Below are 16,353 nucleotides of genomic sequence, written 5' to 3'. Positions count from 1 at the left end.
TCCTCTCCCTTAGCGAATGCCCAACAGCGCATCAAACAGCGTATTCGCGGTTTGCAGCACCTGGGCGTTCGCCAGGTAATACTGTTGGTAGCGTTGCAGGTTGCCGTATTCTTCATCAAGGTTAACGCCGGAAATCGATTGCTGCTGGTTGTACAACTGCGTCACGACATTGCCCTGCGCCGTGCTGCTGGTTTTCAACGTGGCGGTTTTGTTCCCCACATCACTGACCATCGTCGCATAAGCATCATTAAAGGACTTATTGCCTACCGTTTTCTGGGTTTGTAAATCCAGCAGCGCCTGACCGTTACGGTTATCGCTCCCACCCGCATCGGGATCGGAAGCCATCGCAATTTTGGATTCATCGGTCACCAGCACGTTCATGTTCACAATGGCATCGCTGACCGGTTTCAGGGTAAAGCTGTCATTCGCATTTGCCCCTGCCCCGACCGTCACTTCCAGCCCGTCAAACGTCAGTTTCCCGTTGGTTTCAACCGCCTTAAAGCTGGTGTTGTCTGACAAGCGGGTGACCTGCCAGTCCTGACCATCAAATACCAGCTTATAATTGGTAGCCTGTACCGCGGAACTGTCGGTGACTTCCGCAGACAAGGTTCCGCTACCCGTATTTTTCGCATTACTCAATACGGACGGTTTACCGATGGAAAAGAAGTCCTCGCCCTGATCGCCATTGGCATCATATCCCTGTTTATGCTGGGCATTAAACGCTTCGGCAAAGGCCAGCGCCAGCTGGTTGAGGGTATTGCGAGTCTGATCCAGATCCTGAGAGCGGAACGTCAGCAACCCGCCAAGCGAGCCGCTATTGAGCAATTTTTCCGGGATTTCAATGTTTCCGGCAGTCGCATCAACATAGGCGACCGTGGTGCGTGACGGATCGGCGCTGGACGGCACCGCGGCCAGTTGACGGGCGCTGCTGCCCTGCACGAGGGTATAGCCATTCGCCATCGTCAGGTTATAGGTGCCGCCGTCCTGGACGCTAACTTCCACACCGACAATCTGGTTCAGCTCACTCACCAGTTGGTCGCGTTGGTCGAGAAGATCGTTCGGTGAAGCGCCCGCGCCCACCCCGGTCAGACGGGAAATCTGATCGTTCAGGCTGGCGATTTGCTTCGCGTAATTGTTGATCTGTTCAACGCTGGAGCCAATGGCGATATTGACCTGCTTATCCTGATCGCGCAGGTACTGATCGGTCGTTTTAAACTGGTTTACCAGGCCGTCGGCTTTACCGATAAGCGCCTGACGCGCTGCCGGGTCTTCCGCGTTGCTGACCAGCGTTTGCAGGCTGGTGAAGAAACCTTGCAGAGAGGTCGAAATCGAGCTGGTGGTACTGGAGAGCAGGTTATCAATTTTCGACATTTGCTCATACCGCACGGTCAAACCACTGCTCTGATTCTGCGCCGCGCGTAACTGATTGGTAATAAAAGAATCATACTCACGCTGTACGCCAGAAACGTAGACGCCATTACCGACCCAACCGCCCGCTCCCAGCGTACTGTTGGCCTGCGCCATAATCGTCGTCTGTCGGGTATACCCGGCAACGTTATAGCTGGAGATGTTATTACTGGCAGTATTTAACGCAGCCTGGGCTGCGCTAAGTCCGCTCATGGCGTTGTTAATTAAGCTGGACATGGAGGTTCCTTGTAATCCTTCAATACTGGTTATTATCGGCAGCGGGTTCCTGGACTTGAGCTATTTAAAAGAGATTGTCGAGATTCGCGCTGTACGTTTTGCTCACCTTGTCGCTCATGGATTTCAGCTGTTGAATCATGCTGGTTAATTTACGCGCATAGTCAGGATCGGTCGCATAACCGGCATTTTGTAACGCCTGTGCGCCCTGTTCAGCGGTAGACGCGGCGGTCACCGCGGCATAGCGCGGGTTACGGGTCAGCAGCCCCACATAATCCGATAGCGCCTCCAGATAGGAGCTGTAAACACGGAATTTCGCTTTTACCTTCTTCGCTTCGCCGTTCTCATATTCGGTGGTGGTGATCTCTGTTACCGGCCCCTTCCAGTTGGACGAGGCCTTAATACCAAACAGGTTAAAGCTCGGCTCGCCATTTTCACGGCGGATCTGTCGCTGACCCCATCCCGACTCCAGCGCCGCCTGCGCCAGAATCAGATGATGCGGCACGCCGCTTTGTTCACTTGCCAGGCGTGCCGGAAGCGAAAGCTGGGCCAGGAAGTCTTTGCTGTCGCCGGACAGCGGCTCATCATTATTTTCCGGCGCTTTTGGCATCGCCTTACGCACCAGCTGCGTCAGCGCCTGATTTTGATAGCTGGTCACCGTTTCCAGAGGGAACTTCATTGGCACCTGCGGCGCTTCTTCCGCAGGCTGCGTCTGCCCCTCGGTCATCTGCCTGACCATCATCTCCGCCAGTCCCAACCCTTTACCGGCGGTCATCTGCTGCGCAATCTGCTGGTCATACATGCTGGTGTACAGTCGCGTTTGATCGCTGCTGAATATGCCGTCTTTCGGCAGCGCTTCACGCATGCTTTTCAGCATCATCTGCACAAACATCCCTTCAACCTGACGAGCGACCGGGCGGATATTCGCCGCCGGATCTTGCCCCGCTTTGGCTTTCAGCTCATTGAGCGATTGCGCATCCCAGGCCGCGCTGGCCAACAGTTTGCTGTCACCAATCATCAGATAATTTCCAGTTTGGCGCGCAGACAACCCGCGCTCTGCATGGATTGCAGGATGGACATCAGATCCATCGGCGTGGCGCCCAGCGCATTCAGCGCGCGGACGACGTTGTTCAGGTTGGCGCTGGAACGGACGCTTTGCAGCGAACCGCCGCTCTGACGTAAATCAATCTGCGTTTGTGGCGTGACGACCGTCTGCCCCCCGCCAAACGGCGTGTCCGGCTGGCTGACGTTCGCCTGGCGATTCACCGTTACGGACAAATTGCCTTGCGCGACGGCGCAGCTGTCCAGCGTCACTTCACGGTTCATCACCACGGAACCGGTACGGGAGTTAATCACCACCTTCGCGTCCTGTGGTGTGACGTTCACCTCCAGATTCTGGATATCCGCCAGGAAACGGACCTGCGAGCTGTTGCCGCTGGGTACGCGAACCTGAATCGTGCGCGCATCCAGCGCGGTCGCACTGCCATAGCCACGGGCGCGGTTGATGGTGTCAGTGATCTGCTGCGCCATTGCGAAGTCTTCGTTGTTCAGTTGCAGATTGAGGGTATTTCCGCCGCCAAACTGGCTGGGCAGCTCGCGTTCAATAATTGCGCCATTGGTGATACGCCCGCCATTGAGCTGGTTAACCTGTACGCTGCTGCCGCCCGCAGACGCCCCTGCGCCGCCGACTAAAATATTTCCCTGCGCCAGGGCATACACCTGGCTATCGACCCCTTTCAGCGGCGTCATCAGCAATGTACCGCCGCGCAGACTTTTCGCGTTCCCCATTGAGGACACCACCACGTCGATCGTTTGCCCCTGGCGACCGAATGCCGGAAATTGCGCAGTGACCATTACCGCCGCAACGTTTTTCAACTGCATATTGGTGCCCGTCGGGACGGTGATCCCCAACTGAGACAGCATGTTATTCAGCGTCTGGGTGGTAAAGGGCGTCTGGGTCGTCTGGTCGCCCGTCCCGTCCAGGCCGACCACCAGCCCGTAACCAATCAGCGAGTTTTCCCGCACCCCCTGCACGCTGGTCAGATCCCGAATACGATCGGCATGCGCCAGGGTGGTTGCCAGTATCAGTACAATTCCAACAAGAGATTTAAACACTGGAGACCTCGCTTACATCGGCGACAAGTTAAGGAAGAAACGTTGCAGCCAACCCATATTTTGCGCCTCGTTGATATAGCCGTTGCCGACATATTCAATGCGCGCATCCGCAACCTGTGTTGACGGAACGGAGTTGCTGCCGCTGATGGTGCGTGGGTTCACGACCCCGGAGAAGCGGATGAACTCAGTGCCCTGATTAATGGCGATCTGTTTTTCACCCACGACGTGTAAATTGCCATTTGCCAGTACCTGATCGACGGTCACGGTCAGCGTGCCGCTAAAGGTATTGCTGGCGTTCGCGCCGCCTTTACCGTTGAAGGAGTTCCCGCCAGAGGCTTCCATATCTGCACGCGCGTTGCCGAACAATCCCTGCAAATAACGAGGAACCGTATCAAAGCCGAAGTTGGTTTTACCGTCACGGCTGGCATTGGCGGAGGAGCTCTTACTGGCGCTGACGTTTTCCTGCAATACAATCGTCAGCGTATCGCCGATATTGCGTGGACGCCGGTCTTCAAACAGCGGCTGATAGCCATAGTTGATCGGCTGCGCAGACTGAAAAATGGAACCATTCGCCACCGGAGTCGGGCCCGGTATGGGCTGTGCAGTGGTCGCGCCCTGCACGAGCGGTGTGGAAGGTATCCAGGCACATCCTGTCAGTGAAACCACCAGCAGGGCCATAATCGGGTAATGGTGCGCAGCGTATTTTTGCATTGCCTTCATCTTCAAAATCAGTGTGCCGGTGAGGTTTCCCTCACCGGACGACACTTAGAGTTGCGTCAGTTTTTGCAGCATCTGATCGGTAGTCGATACCGCTTTGCTGTTAATTTCGTAAGCGCGCTGAACCTGGATCATATTCACCAGTTCTTCCGCCACGTTTACGTTAGAGGTTTCGACATAGCCCTGATACAGCAAACCCGCACCGTTAAGCCCTGGCGTACTCTCATTCGGCGCACCCGAGGATTGCGTTTCGGTGTACAGGTTTTCACCAATGCTTTCCAGACCCGTATCGTTCATGAACGTGGTCAGGTTAAGCTGCCCCACCTGTACCGGCGCGGCCTGCCCCTGCTGAGTTACGCTTACTACGCCATCGCGACCCACGGTGATGCTCAGCGAGTTCGCCGGAATGGTGATCGCTGGCTGTACCTGGAAGCCGCCCGCCGTGACCAGTTGGCCGTTCTGATCCACCTGGAAAGAACCGTCACGGGTATAAGCAGAAGTGCCATCCGGCAGCATCACCTGGAAGAAGCCCTGCCCTTTGATGGCGACATCTTTACTGTTGTTGGTCTGAGACAGGTTGCCCTGACTATGCAGACGCTCGGTGGCGACCGGGCGAACGCCCGTACCGATTTGCAGACCAGAAGGTAAGGTCGTCTGTTCTGACGACTGCGCGCCAGGCTGACGAATCGTCTGGTACAGCAGGTCTTCAAACACCGCGCGTTGACGCTTAAAACCATTGGTGCTGACGTTTGCCAGGTTGTTGGCAATCACATCCATGTTGGTTTGCTGCGCGTCCAGGCCGGTTTTGGCGATCCATAATGAACTGATCATAAAATGTCCTGTATTAACTCATCGACAGCAGTTGGTTAGCGCGCCCGGCATTGTCATCCACGCTGCTGATAACCTTCATCTGCATTTCAAAACGGCGGGCGTTAGCGATCATATCGCTCATGGCGGACACCGCATTCACGTTACTGCCCTCCAGTACGCCAGACATCACGCGAATGGACGGGTCAGCCTGCAACACCGGGCCACGCGCAGCCTGTGTCGCCGCGCTTAAACGGAACATACCGTCATCGCCGCGTTGCACTTCGCTGCCAAGCGCCTTCACCAGCTTCAGACGTCCTACCGGTGCGACGGTATTAGCCGGATCGCCAGGGTTAAGCGCAGAGATAGTCCCGTCTGCCGCGATAGTGATTTCTGAACCTTCAGGAACGGCAATCGGCCCGGCTTCACCGATAACCGGATGCCCCTGAATAGTCAGTTGCCCGGTCGGGTCCACCTGAATGCTGCCGTTACGGGTGTACCCCTCGTTACCATCAGCGGTCTGAACAACCAGCCAGCCATCCTGTTGCAGTGCCACATCCAGCGGGCGCGAGGTGTAATCCATCTGCCCGGGCGTCATATCGGCTCCCGGCGTGGACGCAGCCACCAGCGTACGCGTCGGTAAAGAGAGACCTTCCACCGGCACCGCGCGCAACGCATTAAGTTGCGCACGAAAACCCGGCGTGGAGGCGTTCGCCAGGTTGCTGGCCGTCACCGCTTGTTGATTAAGCGTCTGACTGGCCGCGCCCATGGCGGTATATATTGCGTGATCCATTAAGCCATCCCGTCAGGCGCTTAGCGCAGGTTAACCAGGGTGTTGAGGATCTGATCCTGGGTTTTGATGGTCTGCGCGTTTGACTGATAGTTACGCTGCGCGACGATCATATTCACCAGCTCTTTACTCAAATCCACGTTTGAGGATTCCAGCGCGCCGTTGGTCAACTTACCGAAGTTACCCGTACCCGCCGTACCAAGCAGCGCAACGCCTGAAGCCTGCGTCGCCGCCCAGACGTTATCGCCCTGAGAAGCCAGACCTTCATTGTTGGCGAAGTTAGCCAGCACGATCTGCCCCAGAACCTGCGTTTGTTCGTTGGAATAGTTACCCACTACGGTGCCGTCATCGTTGATCTGATAGCTCACCAGATCGCCCGGCTTATAGCCGTTCTGGTTGGTCGCGACGATATTGTTCGCACCGGTGTTCTGCTGCATGGAATTCAGGAAGCTCAGGGAGAAAGAGGCTGGGTCCGCACCATTAATTGCGCCAGTGACGATATTGGCGGAACCGCCAGAAACCAGCATCCCGTTTTCATTGAATTCCATCGTGGTAGACAACGTCGGCGTCGCGGTTGGATCGCTGCTGTCCATGGTGTGAACTTCCCAGGTGTTGTCCTGCGTCTTAACAAAGAACACATTCACATCATGGGCGTTACCCTGACTGTCAAAAACGGTAACGGTACCCTTTTTGTTGTAGGAATCCGCATCGCTCGGATCAAACGGCGTTTTCGACGGCAGTTCATCGCTGGAGTTAAGGTTGATCTGCATAGACGCCGTGGTAGTCGCCTTCGCGGCCATCAGGGTGTTCGGGATGGTGATCGGGCCTGGGTTGGCACCCTGCTGGATCGTCGGCGGCGTTCCGGTTGCCGGATAGCCGGTCAGTTGCAGCCCCTGCATGTTAACCAGATTGCGGTTCTCATCCAGTTTGAACTGACCGTTACGGCTGTAGAAAACGGAGCCGTTGCTGTCTACCAGACGGAAGAAACCGTTCTGGCTAATCGCAACATCCAGGCCACGCCCGGTGTTGGTGGTAGTGCCGTCGGTAAAGTCCTGGGTAATCCCGGCGACTTTAACGCCCAGGCCCACTTTGGAGCCCGCGAACATATCAGCAAAAGACGCCGTACCGGATTTAAACCCGTAGGTGGCGGAGTTGGCGATGTTATTACCAATAACATCGAGGTTGGTCGCTGCTGCGTTCAGACCGCTGACCGCTTGAGAAAAGGCCATGACTTACTCCTGATAAGTGTAAAGGCTTAAATAATCTGCCGTACTTCGTCGAGTGTGGTGGTTCCGTAGGTCCCTAAATCCAGGGTATTACCGCTACTGTTGCGGATAACCCCCTGAACCAGCGCAAACTGAAGCGGTTGCGCCACAAGCTGCGTACTGCCGTTGCTGGCGGCGATCGCGACGTTATAGGAACCGTTTGGCGCGCTTGTGCCATCCTCCAACGTACCGTCCCAGGTAAAGGTATGAACGCCAGCCTTCAGCTCGCCGATATTGATCGTGCGCACCACCTTGCCGTCTTTGTCAGTAATGGTGGCGGTGACTTTATCCGCTGCCTGCTGCAACTCCACGCCAAACGGCGTCGTGGTGATGGTCGCGCCCTCTTCGGTACCCGTACCGGCCAGAATGGTGGTGCCGGGGATCATGACGCCATGACCAATCAGGGTGCTGGCCTGTAGCGACTGGCTGTTGTCGATCTGCCCGGAAATCGCGCCCAGCGTGGTGTTCAGTTTTTCAATTCCGCTAACGGTGCTGATCTGCGCCAGTTGCGTGGTCAGCTCGTTGTTTTGCAGTGGGTTGGTCGGGTCCTGATTCTTCAACTGCGCGACCAGCAATGTCAGGAAGCTGCTTTGTAAATCACTCGCGCTGCTTCCCGTCAGCGAACTGCCACTGCTGGTGGATGCGACTCCCGAGTTGGTCGAGTCATTCATATTTACGGCAATAGACATACGCGCCTCCTTTACTGGCCTAATGTCAGCGTTTTAAGCATCATGCTTTTCACGGTATTAAGAACTTCGACGTTTGCCTGATAGCTGCGCGAGGCTGACATGGTGTTGACCATTTCACCGACCACGTCCACATTAGGCATTTTTACGTACCCGTTGGCGTCCGCCAGCGGGTTGCCAGGCTCATACACCAGTTTGTCCGGCGCCTGACTTTCAATGACGTCCGCCACTTTTACCCCACCGGTTGCCGCCCCTGGCGCCGCGTCTACCTGAAAGACCACCTGTTTAGCGCGATACGGTTGACCGTCCGGCCCGGTGACGCTATCGGCGTTCGCCAGGTTACTGGCCGCCACGTTAAGACGTTTGGACTGCGCGGTGAGCGCCGACCCGGCAATATCAAAAATGTTTAACAGCGCCACGAATTAGTTTCCTCCCTGTAGCACATTCATCATGCCTTTGATTTGTCCACCCAACACGGTGAGGCCCGTCTGGTATTTCAGACTGTTATCCGCAAACTGCGTACGCTCGCGGTCCATATCGACGGTATTGCCATCAAGGGACGGCTGGTCAGGAATACGGTAGAGCAGATCCACCGAAGAAGACGCGACGGTCTGGGCCGGAATGTGTTGTGCAGAGGTGAGCTTCAACGCGATCCCGCCGGTTTCTTCCCGGCCACGCACCATGACTTTTTTGAGTTCGCTGGCGAAATCCATATCACGCGCCTGATACCCAGGGGTGTCGGCGTTAGCGATATTGGCGGCCAACACCTCCTGGCGTTGAGCGCGCAGATTCAGCGCTTCCTGTTGAAAACGTAAGGCGGCATCGAGCTTATCGAGCATATCTCCTCCGCAAATGACAAAATTCAGCCGACAGCTTAAATCCCATCACGCGCGCGTTATCGCCGGAATAAACGCAAAATGCGTCGCTATTTGTTGCGTTGATGCTTGTGGTACGCAGGTAGAATCCTGTCATTGCTTAAACTGGCGGGAAGTGACGATGCAAACGTTAAAACGTGGAATAGCGCTGCTGGCGCTGCTGTTCAGCCCCCTGACGATGGCTCAGGATCTGAATGCCCAGTTAACGGACTGGTTTTCTCAGCGTCTGGCAGGGTTCAGCGATGACGTCGTCGTCACGATCCGCACGTCGCCCAATCTGTTGCCGAATTGCGAACAGCCCGCGCTGAGCGTAACCGGAAGTGCGAAGTTATGGGGGCATGTGAACGTACTGGCGCGCTGCGCGAACGAAAAGCGCTATCTACAGGTAAATGTACAGGCAACGGGGAATTACGTTGTTGCCGCGGCCCCCGTCGCCCGTGGCGGTGCGCTTGGCCCGGCTAACATCACGCTAAAACGCGGACGGCTGGATCAGCTTCCCCCGCGAACCGTCCTGGACATCAACCAGATTCAGGACGCTGTCAGCTTGCGCGACCTCGTTCCCGGGCAGCCAATACAGCTCAGTATGTTGCGCCAGGCATGGCGGATAAAAGCTGGTCAGCGCGTTCTGGTGGTGGCGAACGGCGACGGATTTAGCGTCAATGCGGAAGGCCAGGCACTGAACAATGCCGCCGTCGCGCAAAACGCGCGCGTACGCATGTTGTCAGGCCAGGTCGTGAGTGGAACCGTCGATCCTGATGGGAATATTCTTATTAATCTATAATGAGTTAAAGATTTTGTAGTGGCTGCCGATAAATAATCAACCAATGATGATAGCTGGCTGCTACAGCGTAACCCCTCGATGAGGATAAATAAATGAGCATTGACCGTACCTCACCTTTGAAGCCCGTTAGCACTGTCCAACCGCGCGAAACCAGCGATGCGCCGGTACAAAAAGCGCGTCAGGAAAAAGCGTCAACCACGACCAGTACCAGTGTGAAGTTAAGCGATGCTCAGGCGAAACTGATGCAACCCGGCACCGGCGATATCAATATGGAGCGCGTGGAAACCCTGAAAACGGCGATTCGTAACGGTGAGTTGAAGATGGACACCGGTAAAATTGCAGACTCGCTGATCCGCGAGGCGCAGAGCTACTTACAGAGTAAATAAGCGTATGACTCGTCTGTCAGAAATTCTGGATCATATGACGGCTGTCCTCAATGACCTGAAAAAGGTGATGGATGCCGAGCAGCAGCAGCTCTCCGTAGGTCACATTAACGGTAGCCAGTTACAGCGTATTACAGAAGAAAAAAGCTCTTTACTGGCGACGCTGGATTATCTGGAGCAGCAGCGCCGTCTTGAACAAGATGCGCAACGTAACGTTAATGATGATGTCGCCAGACGCTGGCAGGCAATTACGGAAAAAACGCAGCATTTACGCGATCTCAACCAACATAATGGTTGGCTGCTGGAAGGGCAGATTGAACGGAATCATCAGGCGCTCGACATGCTGAAACCGCATCAGGAACCGACGCTGTATGGCGCGAACGGTCAAACCGCCTCTCCCCACCGTGGCGGGAAAAAAATCTCTATCTGATTGCCGGATGGCGGCTACGCCTTATCCGGCCTACACGATCACAGAACAACTCGTATGCCCGGTAAGCGGCAGTGCCACCGGGCGATTGGCCGTAATCCGGCCGACACAATCACAGAACAACCCTGTAGGCCCGGTAAGCGACAGCGCCACCGGGCAATTGCCGTAATCCAGCCGACACAATCACAGAACAACTCTGTAGGCCCGGTAAGCGACAGCGCCACCGGGCGATTGACCGTAATCCGGCCGACACAATCACAGAACAACCCTGTAGGCCCGGTAAGCGATAGCGCCACCGGGCGATTGACCGGATAGAGGCTCTATGCCGTCCGGCGAGTAAATTCCTTCACTTTAAAGCCCAACACCGCCAGCGCGGCGAAATAGGCGGCAATCCCCACAACCACAACCGCCATCAGTCGGACCAGACGCCACAGCATCGTCCCTTCTGACCACTCAGGCATAATATGCAACATGCCAACCAGCGCGGCGGACATCACCAGCACGGAAATCACCAGGCGGGTCAGGAACCACGTCCAGCCCGGCTGCGGAGTAAAGATTTTCTGTTTGCGCAGTTGCCAGTACAGCAGCGACGCATTCAGACACGCCGCCAGACCAATAGACAGCGACAGACCGGCATGCTTCAACGGCCCGATAAACGCCAGGTTCATCAACTGAGTCATGATCAGCGTCACAATGGCGATTCTGACCGGCGTTTTGATATCCTGGCGCGAGTAAAATCCCGGAGCCAAAACTTTCACCACGATTAAACCAATCAGACCAACGGAATAGGCCACCAGCGCGCGCTGGGTCATCGACGCATCAAAGGCGGTGAACTTGCCGTACTGGAACAGCGATACCGTCAGCGGTTTGGCCAGAATGCCCAGCGCGACGGCGCTCGGCAATGCCAGCAGAAAACACAGACGCAGCCCCCAGTCCATCAGACGGCAATACTCATCATGATTGCCGCTGGCAAAGCTTTTAGACAGCGAAGGCAGCAAAATGGTGCCCAGCGCCACGCCCAGAACCCCTGACGGGAACTCCATCAGTCGGTCAGCATAATACATCCAGGAGACCGAACCGGAAGCCAGAAACGAGGCGAAAATGGTGTTGATGATCAGAGATATCTGGCTTACCGAAACGCCGAGGATCGCCGGGCCCATTTGCTTCACAACGCGCATCGCGCCTGCGTCACGAAAATTGATGCGCGGCAATACCAGCATCCCAATTTTCTTCAGATGAGGAAGCTGGTAAACCAGTTGCAGCACGCCGCCCACCGTCACCGCCCAGGCCAGCGCCAGTACGGGAGGATTAAAATACGGCGCGGCAAACAGCGCAAAGCCGATCATACTGATGTTCAGAAATGTGGGCGCAAACGCAGGAATCGAGAAACGGTTCCAGGTGTTGAGGATCGCGCCCACCAGCGAGGCCAGCGAAATCAGCAGAATATACGGAAAGGTGATTTGCAGCAATTTGGTGGTCAGGGCGAATTTATCAGCGGTATCAGCAAAACCCGGCGCGGTTACCATGATCACCCACGGCGCGGCGAGCATACCGGCCACCGTCACCACGGCTAACGCCAGGGTCAGCAGGCCGGAGACATAGGCGACAAAAACCCGGGTCGCCTCTTCGCCCTGCTTGCTCTTGTATTCTGCAAGGATCGGCACAAACGCCTGGGAAAATGCCCCTTCGGCAAAAATGCGCCGCAACAGATTCGGTAACTTGAATGCCACGAAAAAGGCGTCGGTCGCCATCCCTGCGCCAAAAATTCTGGCGACAATCGCGTCACGCGCAAAACCAAGCACGCGCGAAAACATGGTCATCGAGCTGACGGCAGCCAGCGATTTTAATAAATTCATCAGTGTTGTATTCCAGACCCTGGAGCAAAACCCTTGTATGGCCGACCGCAGGCCGGATAAAGGCGTTTACGCCGCCATCCGGCAATATCGTTGTGCCTGATAACCACGTAAAAACGTCTTATCAGGCCGACAGAACGATCCACGGTTTGCCATCATTCTCTGTCAGAAAGAGGTGTTATTTTGAGTTGGCATATAGTACCTGGATTATGATGAATTACTACAGCCAGATGTTACAGGGCGTTATTCGCTCATTGCCTCGCGCCAGAGTTTCTCTACGACGCGCTGCGCCAGAATCGCCTGTTCGCCCGCCGTTTCAGGAACCGTCTGATTTTGCACGCATTCAATAAAATGACGGGCGCATCCGGCAAATCCCCGTTGTTCCTGGGTTGTCTGCCAGCCCGGAATGGGTTTATGCACCACGCCCTGACCGCGTTCCTCGCGCCATTCGCGCATGTCCGTCACGTCAAACAGGCCACCGTCCGTCACCGCCTGCACACATTCACGCTGACTCCCGGCGCGACGGTGCATACTGGTGGTAATTTGCAACTGATCCGTCGAAAAATGGTGTTCGGCATACAGCATCTCGCCAAGATCGTTGGTCTGCAACGTGCCGCCGTTCAGTTGCGCCTTGCCGTCCGTCAGCCACAGCGCGGTGTCCACAACATGCAGGTAGTCATCCAGCAGCGTGAAACGCAAATCATGCGGCCCGACGCTGTCCGTCCGGTGTTTATCCATACGGACAGAAGCGGCAGCGCCCAGTTGCGCTTTCAGATCGCGGTAGAGCGGAGCGAAGCGTCGGTTAAACCCGACCATTAGCGTCAAATTTTTGCGCGCGGCCAACGCCACCAACCGTTCCGCATCGCGCAGATTTTCCGCCAGCGGTTTATCGACGCAGACATGAACCCCGGCATTGAGCAGTTCGCTCACCACCTCATAATGCGTCGCCGTGCTGGAGTGGACGAAAATGGCGTCGCAGGTTGACGCCAGCGCTGGCAACGACTCAACGTACGGCATCCGCCAGCTTTCACAAATGCGCAGCGCCTTATCCCGCGAAGGAGACCAGGCCCCCTGTAGCGTCCAGTCGCCGGATGCGCCCAGTACGGGCAACCAGGCTTTTTGGGCGATCCCCCCTAACCCAACAACACCGATACGTAATTTTTTCACGTTAGTCTCCCAGGTGCGCCAGGAGCGAATCAAGGCGCTGTTTCAGTTCCGCGACTTCGCCTTCCAGCGCCTCAACGCGCGCATGCAGATCGCCCGACGCCGTCTGCGGCGCGTCATCTGAACTCACCGGTTCATCGACTTCGCCGCAAAACAGGTGCATATACCGGCTTTCACGCTTACCCGGTTCGCGCGCCAGGCGCACTACGTAAGGGCCGTCGTCACGGGCGGCAAGCTGTTCCAGCGTCGTTTCCACTTCCGCCATATCGCTGAATTCATACATGCGGGATGCACGGCTGCGCAGTTCACCTGGCGTCTGGGCGCCACGCAACAGCAGCGTGGCAATCAGCGCCACCTCCGCCGGACTCAGTTTAAGATTGCCAAACTCGGAGTTGCAGAAGCGCTGTTCATATTTGGTGACGCGATTGCCGAAGCCGCTCACCGTTCGCAGAAAATGGCGTTTCACCAGGTTATCAAGCTGTTCCTGCACCTCATGTTCCGATAAGTTCATTACCGGTTCACGGTTGGTTTTTTGATTGCAGGCGGTAACCACGCCGTTAACCGAGAGCGGGTATTGCTCCGGCGTTGTCACCTGTTTTTCCAGCAGGCAGCCAATCACTCGCGCTTCAGTGGCGGTTAGTTCGTATTTCATCGTCCTCTCCTTAGCGACCGGGGGTCCATTCAGTCGTCGTCAACGCCGTCAGCACATGATCGCGCCACTGTCCGTCAATCAACAGGTAATCTTTCGCATACCCTTCTTTTTCAAAGCCGAGCCGCGCCAGCAAGTCGCCGCTGCGCTTATTATGCGGCATATAGTTCGCCATAATACGGTGAATATGTTGCGTACGCTGCATATAGCGAATCGCCGAGGTTAAGGCCTCATACATCAGCCCCTGCCCCTGCCACTTTTGTGCGATGGAGTATCCCAGATAACAGGCGTGGAATGAGCCACGCACCACGTTAGAAAAATTGGCCACGCCGATGATCTCTTTCTCTTCCGGGTCGAGCAGCGCGAAATAGAACGCTGAACCCTGTTTGTGAAACTCGGCGATCATGCTCAGACGCGCCTGCCAGCCCGAAGGATAGCAGTGGCTTTCATCACGAACGGGTTCCCAGGGTTTTAAAAAATGACGATTTTCCGCGTAATAATCGGCCAGACGCCAGGCATCACGCTCATGTACTAAACGCACAACCAGACGGTCGGTTGTTAAGCGTACTTTTGGCACGTTACTGCGATAGCCAAACATTCTATACCTACTCCTTCCCGTAACGTCTTCACACCCTGATAACGTTACTATACCTGCGCCTGTACGCTCTGTGAAAAGTGCAAATCGTCATTTTTTGGCTTATTCACACATTTTGATGAAAACTCTCTATCAAGATGGACTTTTGATAAAAAAATATTGTCCCGGCAAAGGTGGGAAAAAACGCGCCGACACCGCAGAATAGAAGGTGCTCACCTTTTAAACTCAACAGAATTCAAGTTGCAGGACGGCGGCAAGCGAGTCACTCCCTGAAAGCGCACAGAAATACGTGGCCGGGGAGCGCGAACGCCGCCGACGCGCCTGCGACGTGAAGGATGACGAGTGTCTTTCCCGGGAGGGGAAATGTCGCGTGTCTCGCAGGCCAGGAACCTGGGTAAATATTTCCTGCTCATCGATAATATGCTGGTCGTATTAGGCTTTTTCGTGGTGTTTCCACTGATCTCCATTCGCTTTGTCGACCAGATGGGCTGGGCGGCATTGATGGTCGGCATTGCGCTCGGACTGCGCCAGTTCATCCAGCAAGGGCTGGGCATTTTTGGCGGCGCGATTGCCGACCGTTTTGGCGCGAAGCCAATGATTGTTACCGGGATGCTTATGCGCGCAGCCGGATTCGCGACGATGGGGATCGCCCATGAGCCCTGGCTGCTCTGGTTTTCCTGCTTTCTTTCCGGGCTTGGCGGCACCCTTTTCGATCCGCCGCGCTCTGCGCTGGTCGTCAAGCTGATTCGCCCTGAACAACGCGGTCGTTTCTTTTCGCTGTTGATGATGCAGGACAGCGCGGGTGCCGTGACTGGCGCGCTATTGGGTAGCTGGTTGTTGCAGTATGACTTTCGTCTGGTATGCGCGACGGGGGCGGTACTGTTCGTTTTGTGCGCCGCGTTTAACGCCTGGCTGCTTCCGGCGTGGAAGCTGTCAACGGTGAAAATCCCGGTACGCGAGGGCATGGGGCGCGTCATGGCGGACAAACGGTTCGTGACTTACGTACTGACCCTGGCGGGATACTACATGCTGGCCGTACAGGTGATGCTGATGCTGCCCATCATGGTCAATGACATCGCGGGATCACCGTCCGCCGTCAAGTGGATGTATGCGATCGAAGCCTGCCTCTCGCTGACGCTGCTCTACCCAATCGCCCGCTGGAGCGAGAAACGTTTTCGCCTCGAGCACCGCCTGATGGCCGGACTGCTGCTGATGTCGCTCAGTATGTTGCCTGTCGGGCTGGTCGGTAATTTACAGCAGCTCTTCACGCTCATTTGCACGTTCTATATCGGCTCGGTCATTGCGGAACCGGCGCGTGAAACGCTCAGCGCCTCGCTGGCCGATGCGCGGGCGCGTGGCAGCTATATGGGCTTCAGTCGACTGGGTTTAGCCATTGGCGGCGCGATAGGGTATATCGGCGGAGGATGGTTGTTCGATATGGGGAAAGCGCTGCAACAGCCTGAACTGCCCTGGATGATGCTTGGGGTAATCGGAATCATGACCTTTCTTGCGCTCGGTTGGCAATTCAGCCACAAACGGACGCCACGCGGCATGCTGGAGCCAGGCGCCTGATTTGATACCTGCTTTCATCTCCTCCATACTGAA

At 55.9% G+C, this 16,353-nt stretch carries 18 protein-coding genes; 4 read left to right on the top strand and 14 right to left on the bottom strand.

Annotation, left to right across the window (positions count from 1 at the left end):
• Positions 1–9 precede the first annotated feature (9 nt).
• The 10 genes from flgK to flgB form a co-directional block, all read right to left on the bottom strand.
• The gene (gene flgK, locus OGV82_RS18110; protein WP_012132839.1) at positions 10–1,644 is read right to left on the bottom strand and encodes a flagellar hook-associated protein FlgK; all 1,635 of its coding nucleotides are present in this window, start codon (positions 1,642–1,644) and stop codon (positions 10–12) included.
• A gap of 64 nt (positions 1,645–1,708) precedes the next feature.
• Positions 1,709–2,659: a flagellar assembly peptidoglycan hydrolase FlgJ gene (gene flgJ, locus OGV82_RS18105; protein ID WP_047457531.1), complete on the bottom strand. Its 951-nt coding sequence runs from the start codon at positions 2,657–2,659 to the stop codon at positions 1,709–1,711.
• Positions 2,659–3,756, bottom strand: coding sequence for a flagellar basal body P-ring protein FlgI (locus tag OGV82_RS18100; protein WP_012132841.1), 1,098 nt, complete (start codon positions 3,754–3,756; stop codon positions 2,659–2,661). Before OGV82_RS18100 ends, flgJ begins: the two co-directional genes overlap by 1 nt.
• Positions 3,757–3,768: 12 nt before the next feature.
• Entirely contained in the window at positions 3,769–4,467 is a 699-nt protein-coding gene (flgH, locus tag OGV82_RS18095) for a flagellar basal body L-ring protein FlgH (RefSeq protein ID WP_024130441.1), read from the bottom strand.
• Positions 4,468–4,521: 54 nt separating this feature from the next.
• Positions 4,522–5,304 carry a flagellar basal-body rod protein FlgG gene (gene flgG, locus OGV82_RS18090; RefSeq protein WP_012132843.1) on the bottom strand — a complete coding sequence of 261 codons (783 nt, stop codon included), beginning with the start codon at positions 5,302–5,304 and terminating at the stop codon, positions 4,522–4,524.
• Between the two features lie 13 nt (positions 5,305–5,317).
• Entirely contained in the window at positions 5,318–6,073 is a 756-nt protein-coding gene (gene flgF, locus OGV82_RS18085; RefSeq protein WP_012132844.1) for a flagellar basal-body rod protein FlgF, read from the bottom strand.
• Positions 6,074–6,093: 20 nt separating this feature from the next.
• Positions 6,094–7,299: a flagellar hook protein FlgE gene (flgE, locus tag OGV82_RS18080; protein ID WP_012132845.1), complete on the bottom strand. Its 1,206-nt coding sequence runs from the start codon at positions 7,297–7,299 to the stop codon at positions 6,094–6,096.
• Between the two features lie 26 nt (positions 7,300–7,325).
• A complete protein-coding gene (flgD, locus tag OGV82_RS18075) occupies positions 7,326–8,024 on the bottom strand; it encodes a flagellar hook assembly protein FlgD (protein ID WP_012132846.1) in 699 nt (232 codons plus the stop codon).
• A gap of 11 nt (positions 8,025–8,035) precedes the next feature.
• Positions 8,036–8,440, bottom strand: coding sequence for a flagellar basal body rod protein FlgC (gene flgC, locus OGV82_RS18070; protein WP_012132847.1), 405 nt, complete (start codon positions 8,438–8,440; stop codon positions 8,036–8,038).
• A gap of 3 nt (positions 8,441–8,443) precedes the next feature.
• Positions 8,444–8,860: a flagellar basal body rod protein FlgB gene (gene flgB / locus OGV82_RS18065; RefSeq protein WP_047457538.1), complete on the bottom strand. Its 417-nt coding sequence runs from the start codon at positions 8,858–8,860 to the stop codon at positions 8,444–8,446.
• A 157-nt stretch (positions 8,861–9,017) separates the two neighbouring features.
• On the opposite strand from flgB, the gene flgA reads away from it, so the two are divergent.
• The 3 genes from flgA to flgN all read left to right on the top strand — a co-directional run bounded on the left by flgA (position 9,018) and on the right by flgN (position 10,490).
• Entirely contained in the window at positions 9,018–9,677 is a 660-nt protein-coding gene (gene flgA / locus OGV82_RS18060; protein WP_012132849.1) for a flagellar basal body P-ring formation chaperone FlgA, read from the top strand.
• A gap of 92 nt (positions 9,678–9,769) precedes the next feature.
• The gene (gene flgM / locus OGV82_RS18055) at positions 9,770–10,063 is read left to right on the top strand and encodes a flagellar biosynthesis anti-sigma factor FlgM (protein WP_047457540.1); all 294 of its coding nucleotides are present in this window, start codon (positions 9,770–9,772) and stop codon (positions 10,061–10,063) included.
• Positions 10,064–10,067: 4 nt separating this feature from the next.
• A complete protein-coding gene (flgN, locus tag OGV82_RS18050) occupies positions 10,068–10,490 on the top strand; it encodes a flagella biosynthesis chaperone FlgN (RefSeq protein WP_012132851.1) in 423 nt (140 codons plus the stop codon).
• A 317-nt stretch (positions 10,491–10,807) separates the two neighbouring features.
• Here flgN and murJ read toward each other — a convergent pair whose 3' ends face one another.
• The 4 genes from murJ to rimJ all read right to left on the bottom strand — a co-directional run bounded on the left by murJ (position 10,808) and on the right by rimJ (position 14,751).
• Positions 10,808–12,343 (bottom strand): murein biosynthesis integral membrane protein MurJ, encoded by a 1,536-nt coding sequence (murJ, locus tag OGV82_RS18045; RefSeq protein WP_047457544.1) that lies wholly within the window; start codon positions 12,341–12,343, stop codon positions 10,808–10,810.
• A 240-nt stretch (positions 12,344–12,583) separates the two neighbouring features.
• Complete coding sequence (locus tag OGV82_RS18040; protein ID WP_047457547.1) at positions 12,584–13,507, bottom strand: Gfo/Idh/MocA family protein; 924 nt, start codon at positions 13,505–13,507, stop codon at positions 12,584–12,586.
• Between the two features lies 1 nt (position 13,508).
• Entirely contained in the window at positions 13,509–14,156 is a 648-nt protein-coding gene (locus OGV82_RS18035; protein ID WP_047457550.1) for a YceH family protein, read from the bottom strand.
• Between the two features lie 10 nt (positions 14,157–14,166).
• The gene (rimJ, locus tag OGV82_RS18030; protein WP_024130443.1) at positions 14,167–14,751 is read right to left on the bottom strand and encodes a ribosomal protein S5-alanine N-acetyltransferase; all 585 of its coding nucleotides are present in this window, start codon (positions 14,749–14,751) and stop codon (positions 14,167–14,169) included.
• A gap of 360 nt (positions 14,752–15,111) precedes the next feature.
• Between rimJ and mdtH the strand changes: the two genes are divergently transcribed.
• The gene (gene mdtH, locus OGV82_RS18025; protein ID WP_012132860.1) at positions 15,112–16,320 is read left to right on the top strand and encodes a multidrug efflux MFS transporter MdtH; all 1,209 of its coding nucleotides are present in this window, start codon (positions 15,112–15,114) and stop codon (positions 16,318–16,320) included.
• Positions 16,321–16,353: the final 33 nt, after the last annotated feature.

The sequence above is a fragment of the Citrobacter sp. CK191 genome (assembly GCF_030333435.1).
Taxonomy (GTDB): domain Bacteria; phylum Pseudomonadota; class Gammaproteobacteria; order Enterobacterales; family Enterobacteriaceae; genus Citrobacter_B; species Citrobacter_B koseri.
This window is presented reverse-complemented; position numbering and strand designations above follow the sequence as displayed.

Coding starts and splice junctions, on each gene's coding strand:
- flgK (WP_012132839.1), bottom strand. CDS start 1,644: ATGTCCAGCTTAATTAACAACGCCATGAGCGGACTTAGCGCAGCCCAG.
- flgJ (WP_047457531.1), bottom strand. CDS start 2,659: ATGATTGGTGACAGCAAACTGTTGGCCAGCGCGGCCTGGGATGCGCAA.
- flgH (WP_024130441.1), bottom strand. CDS start 4,467: ATGCAAAAATACGCTGCGCACCATTACCCGATTATGGCCCTGCTGGTG.
- flgG (WP_012132843.1), bottom strand. CDS start 5,304: ATGATCAGTTCATTATGGATCGCCAAAACCGGCCTGGACGCGCAGCAA.
- flgF (WP_012132844.1), bottom strand. CDS start 6,073: ATGGATCACGCAATATATACCGCCATGGGCGCGGCCAGTCAGACGCTT.
- flgE (WP_012132845.1), bottom strand. CDS start 7,299: ATGGCCTTTTCTCAAGCGGTCAGCGGTCTGAACGCAGCAGCGACCAAC.
- flgD (WP_012132846.1), bottom strand. CDS start 8,024: ATGTCTATTGCCGTAAATATGAATGACTCGACCAACTCGGGAGTCGCA.
- flgB (WP_047457538.1), bottom strand. CDS start 8,860: ATGCTCGATAAGCTCGATGCCGCCTTACGTTTTCAACAGGAAGCGCTG.
- flgA (WP_012132849.1), top strand. CDS start 9,018: ATGCAAACGTTAAAACGTGGAATAGCGCTGCTGGCGCTGCTGTTCAGC.
- flgM (WP_047457540.1), top strand. CDS start 9,770: ATGAGCATTGACCGTACCTCACCTTTGAAGCCCGTTAGCACTGTCCAA.
- flgN (WP_012132851.1), top strand. CDS start 10,068: ATGACTCGTCTGTCAGAAATTCTGGATCATATGACGGCTGTCCTCAAT.
- murJ (WP_047457544.1), bottom strand. CDS start 12,343: ATGAATTTATTAAAATCGCTGGCTGCCGTCAGCTCGATGACCATGTTT.
- OGV82_RS18035 (WP_047457550.1), bottom strand. CDS start 14,156: ATGAAATACGAACTAACCGCCACTGAAGCGCGAGTGATTGGCTGCCTG.
- rimJ (WP_024130443.1), bottom strand. CDS start 14,751: ATGTTTGGCTATCGCAGTAACGTGCCAAAAGTACGCTTAACAACCGAC.
- mdtH (WP_012132860.1), top strand. CDS start 15,112: ATGTCGCGTGTCTCGCAGGCCAGGAACCTGGGTAAATATTTCCTGCTC.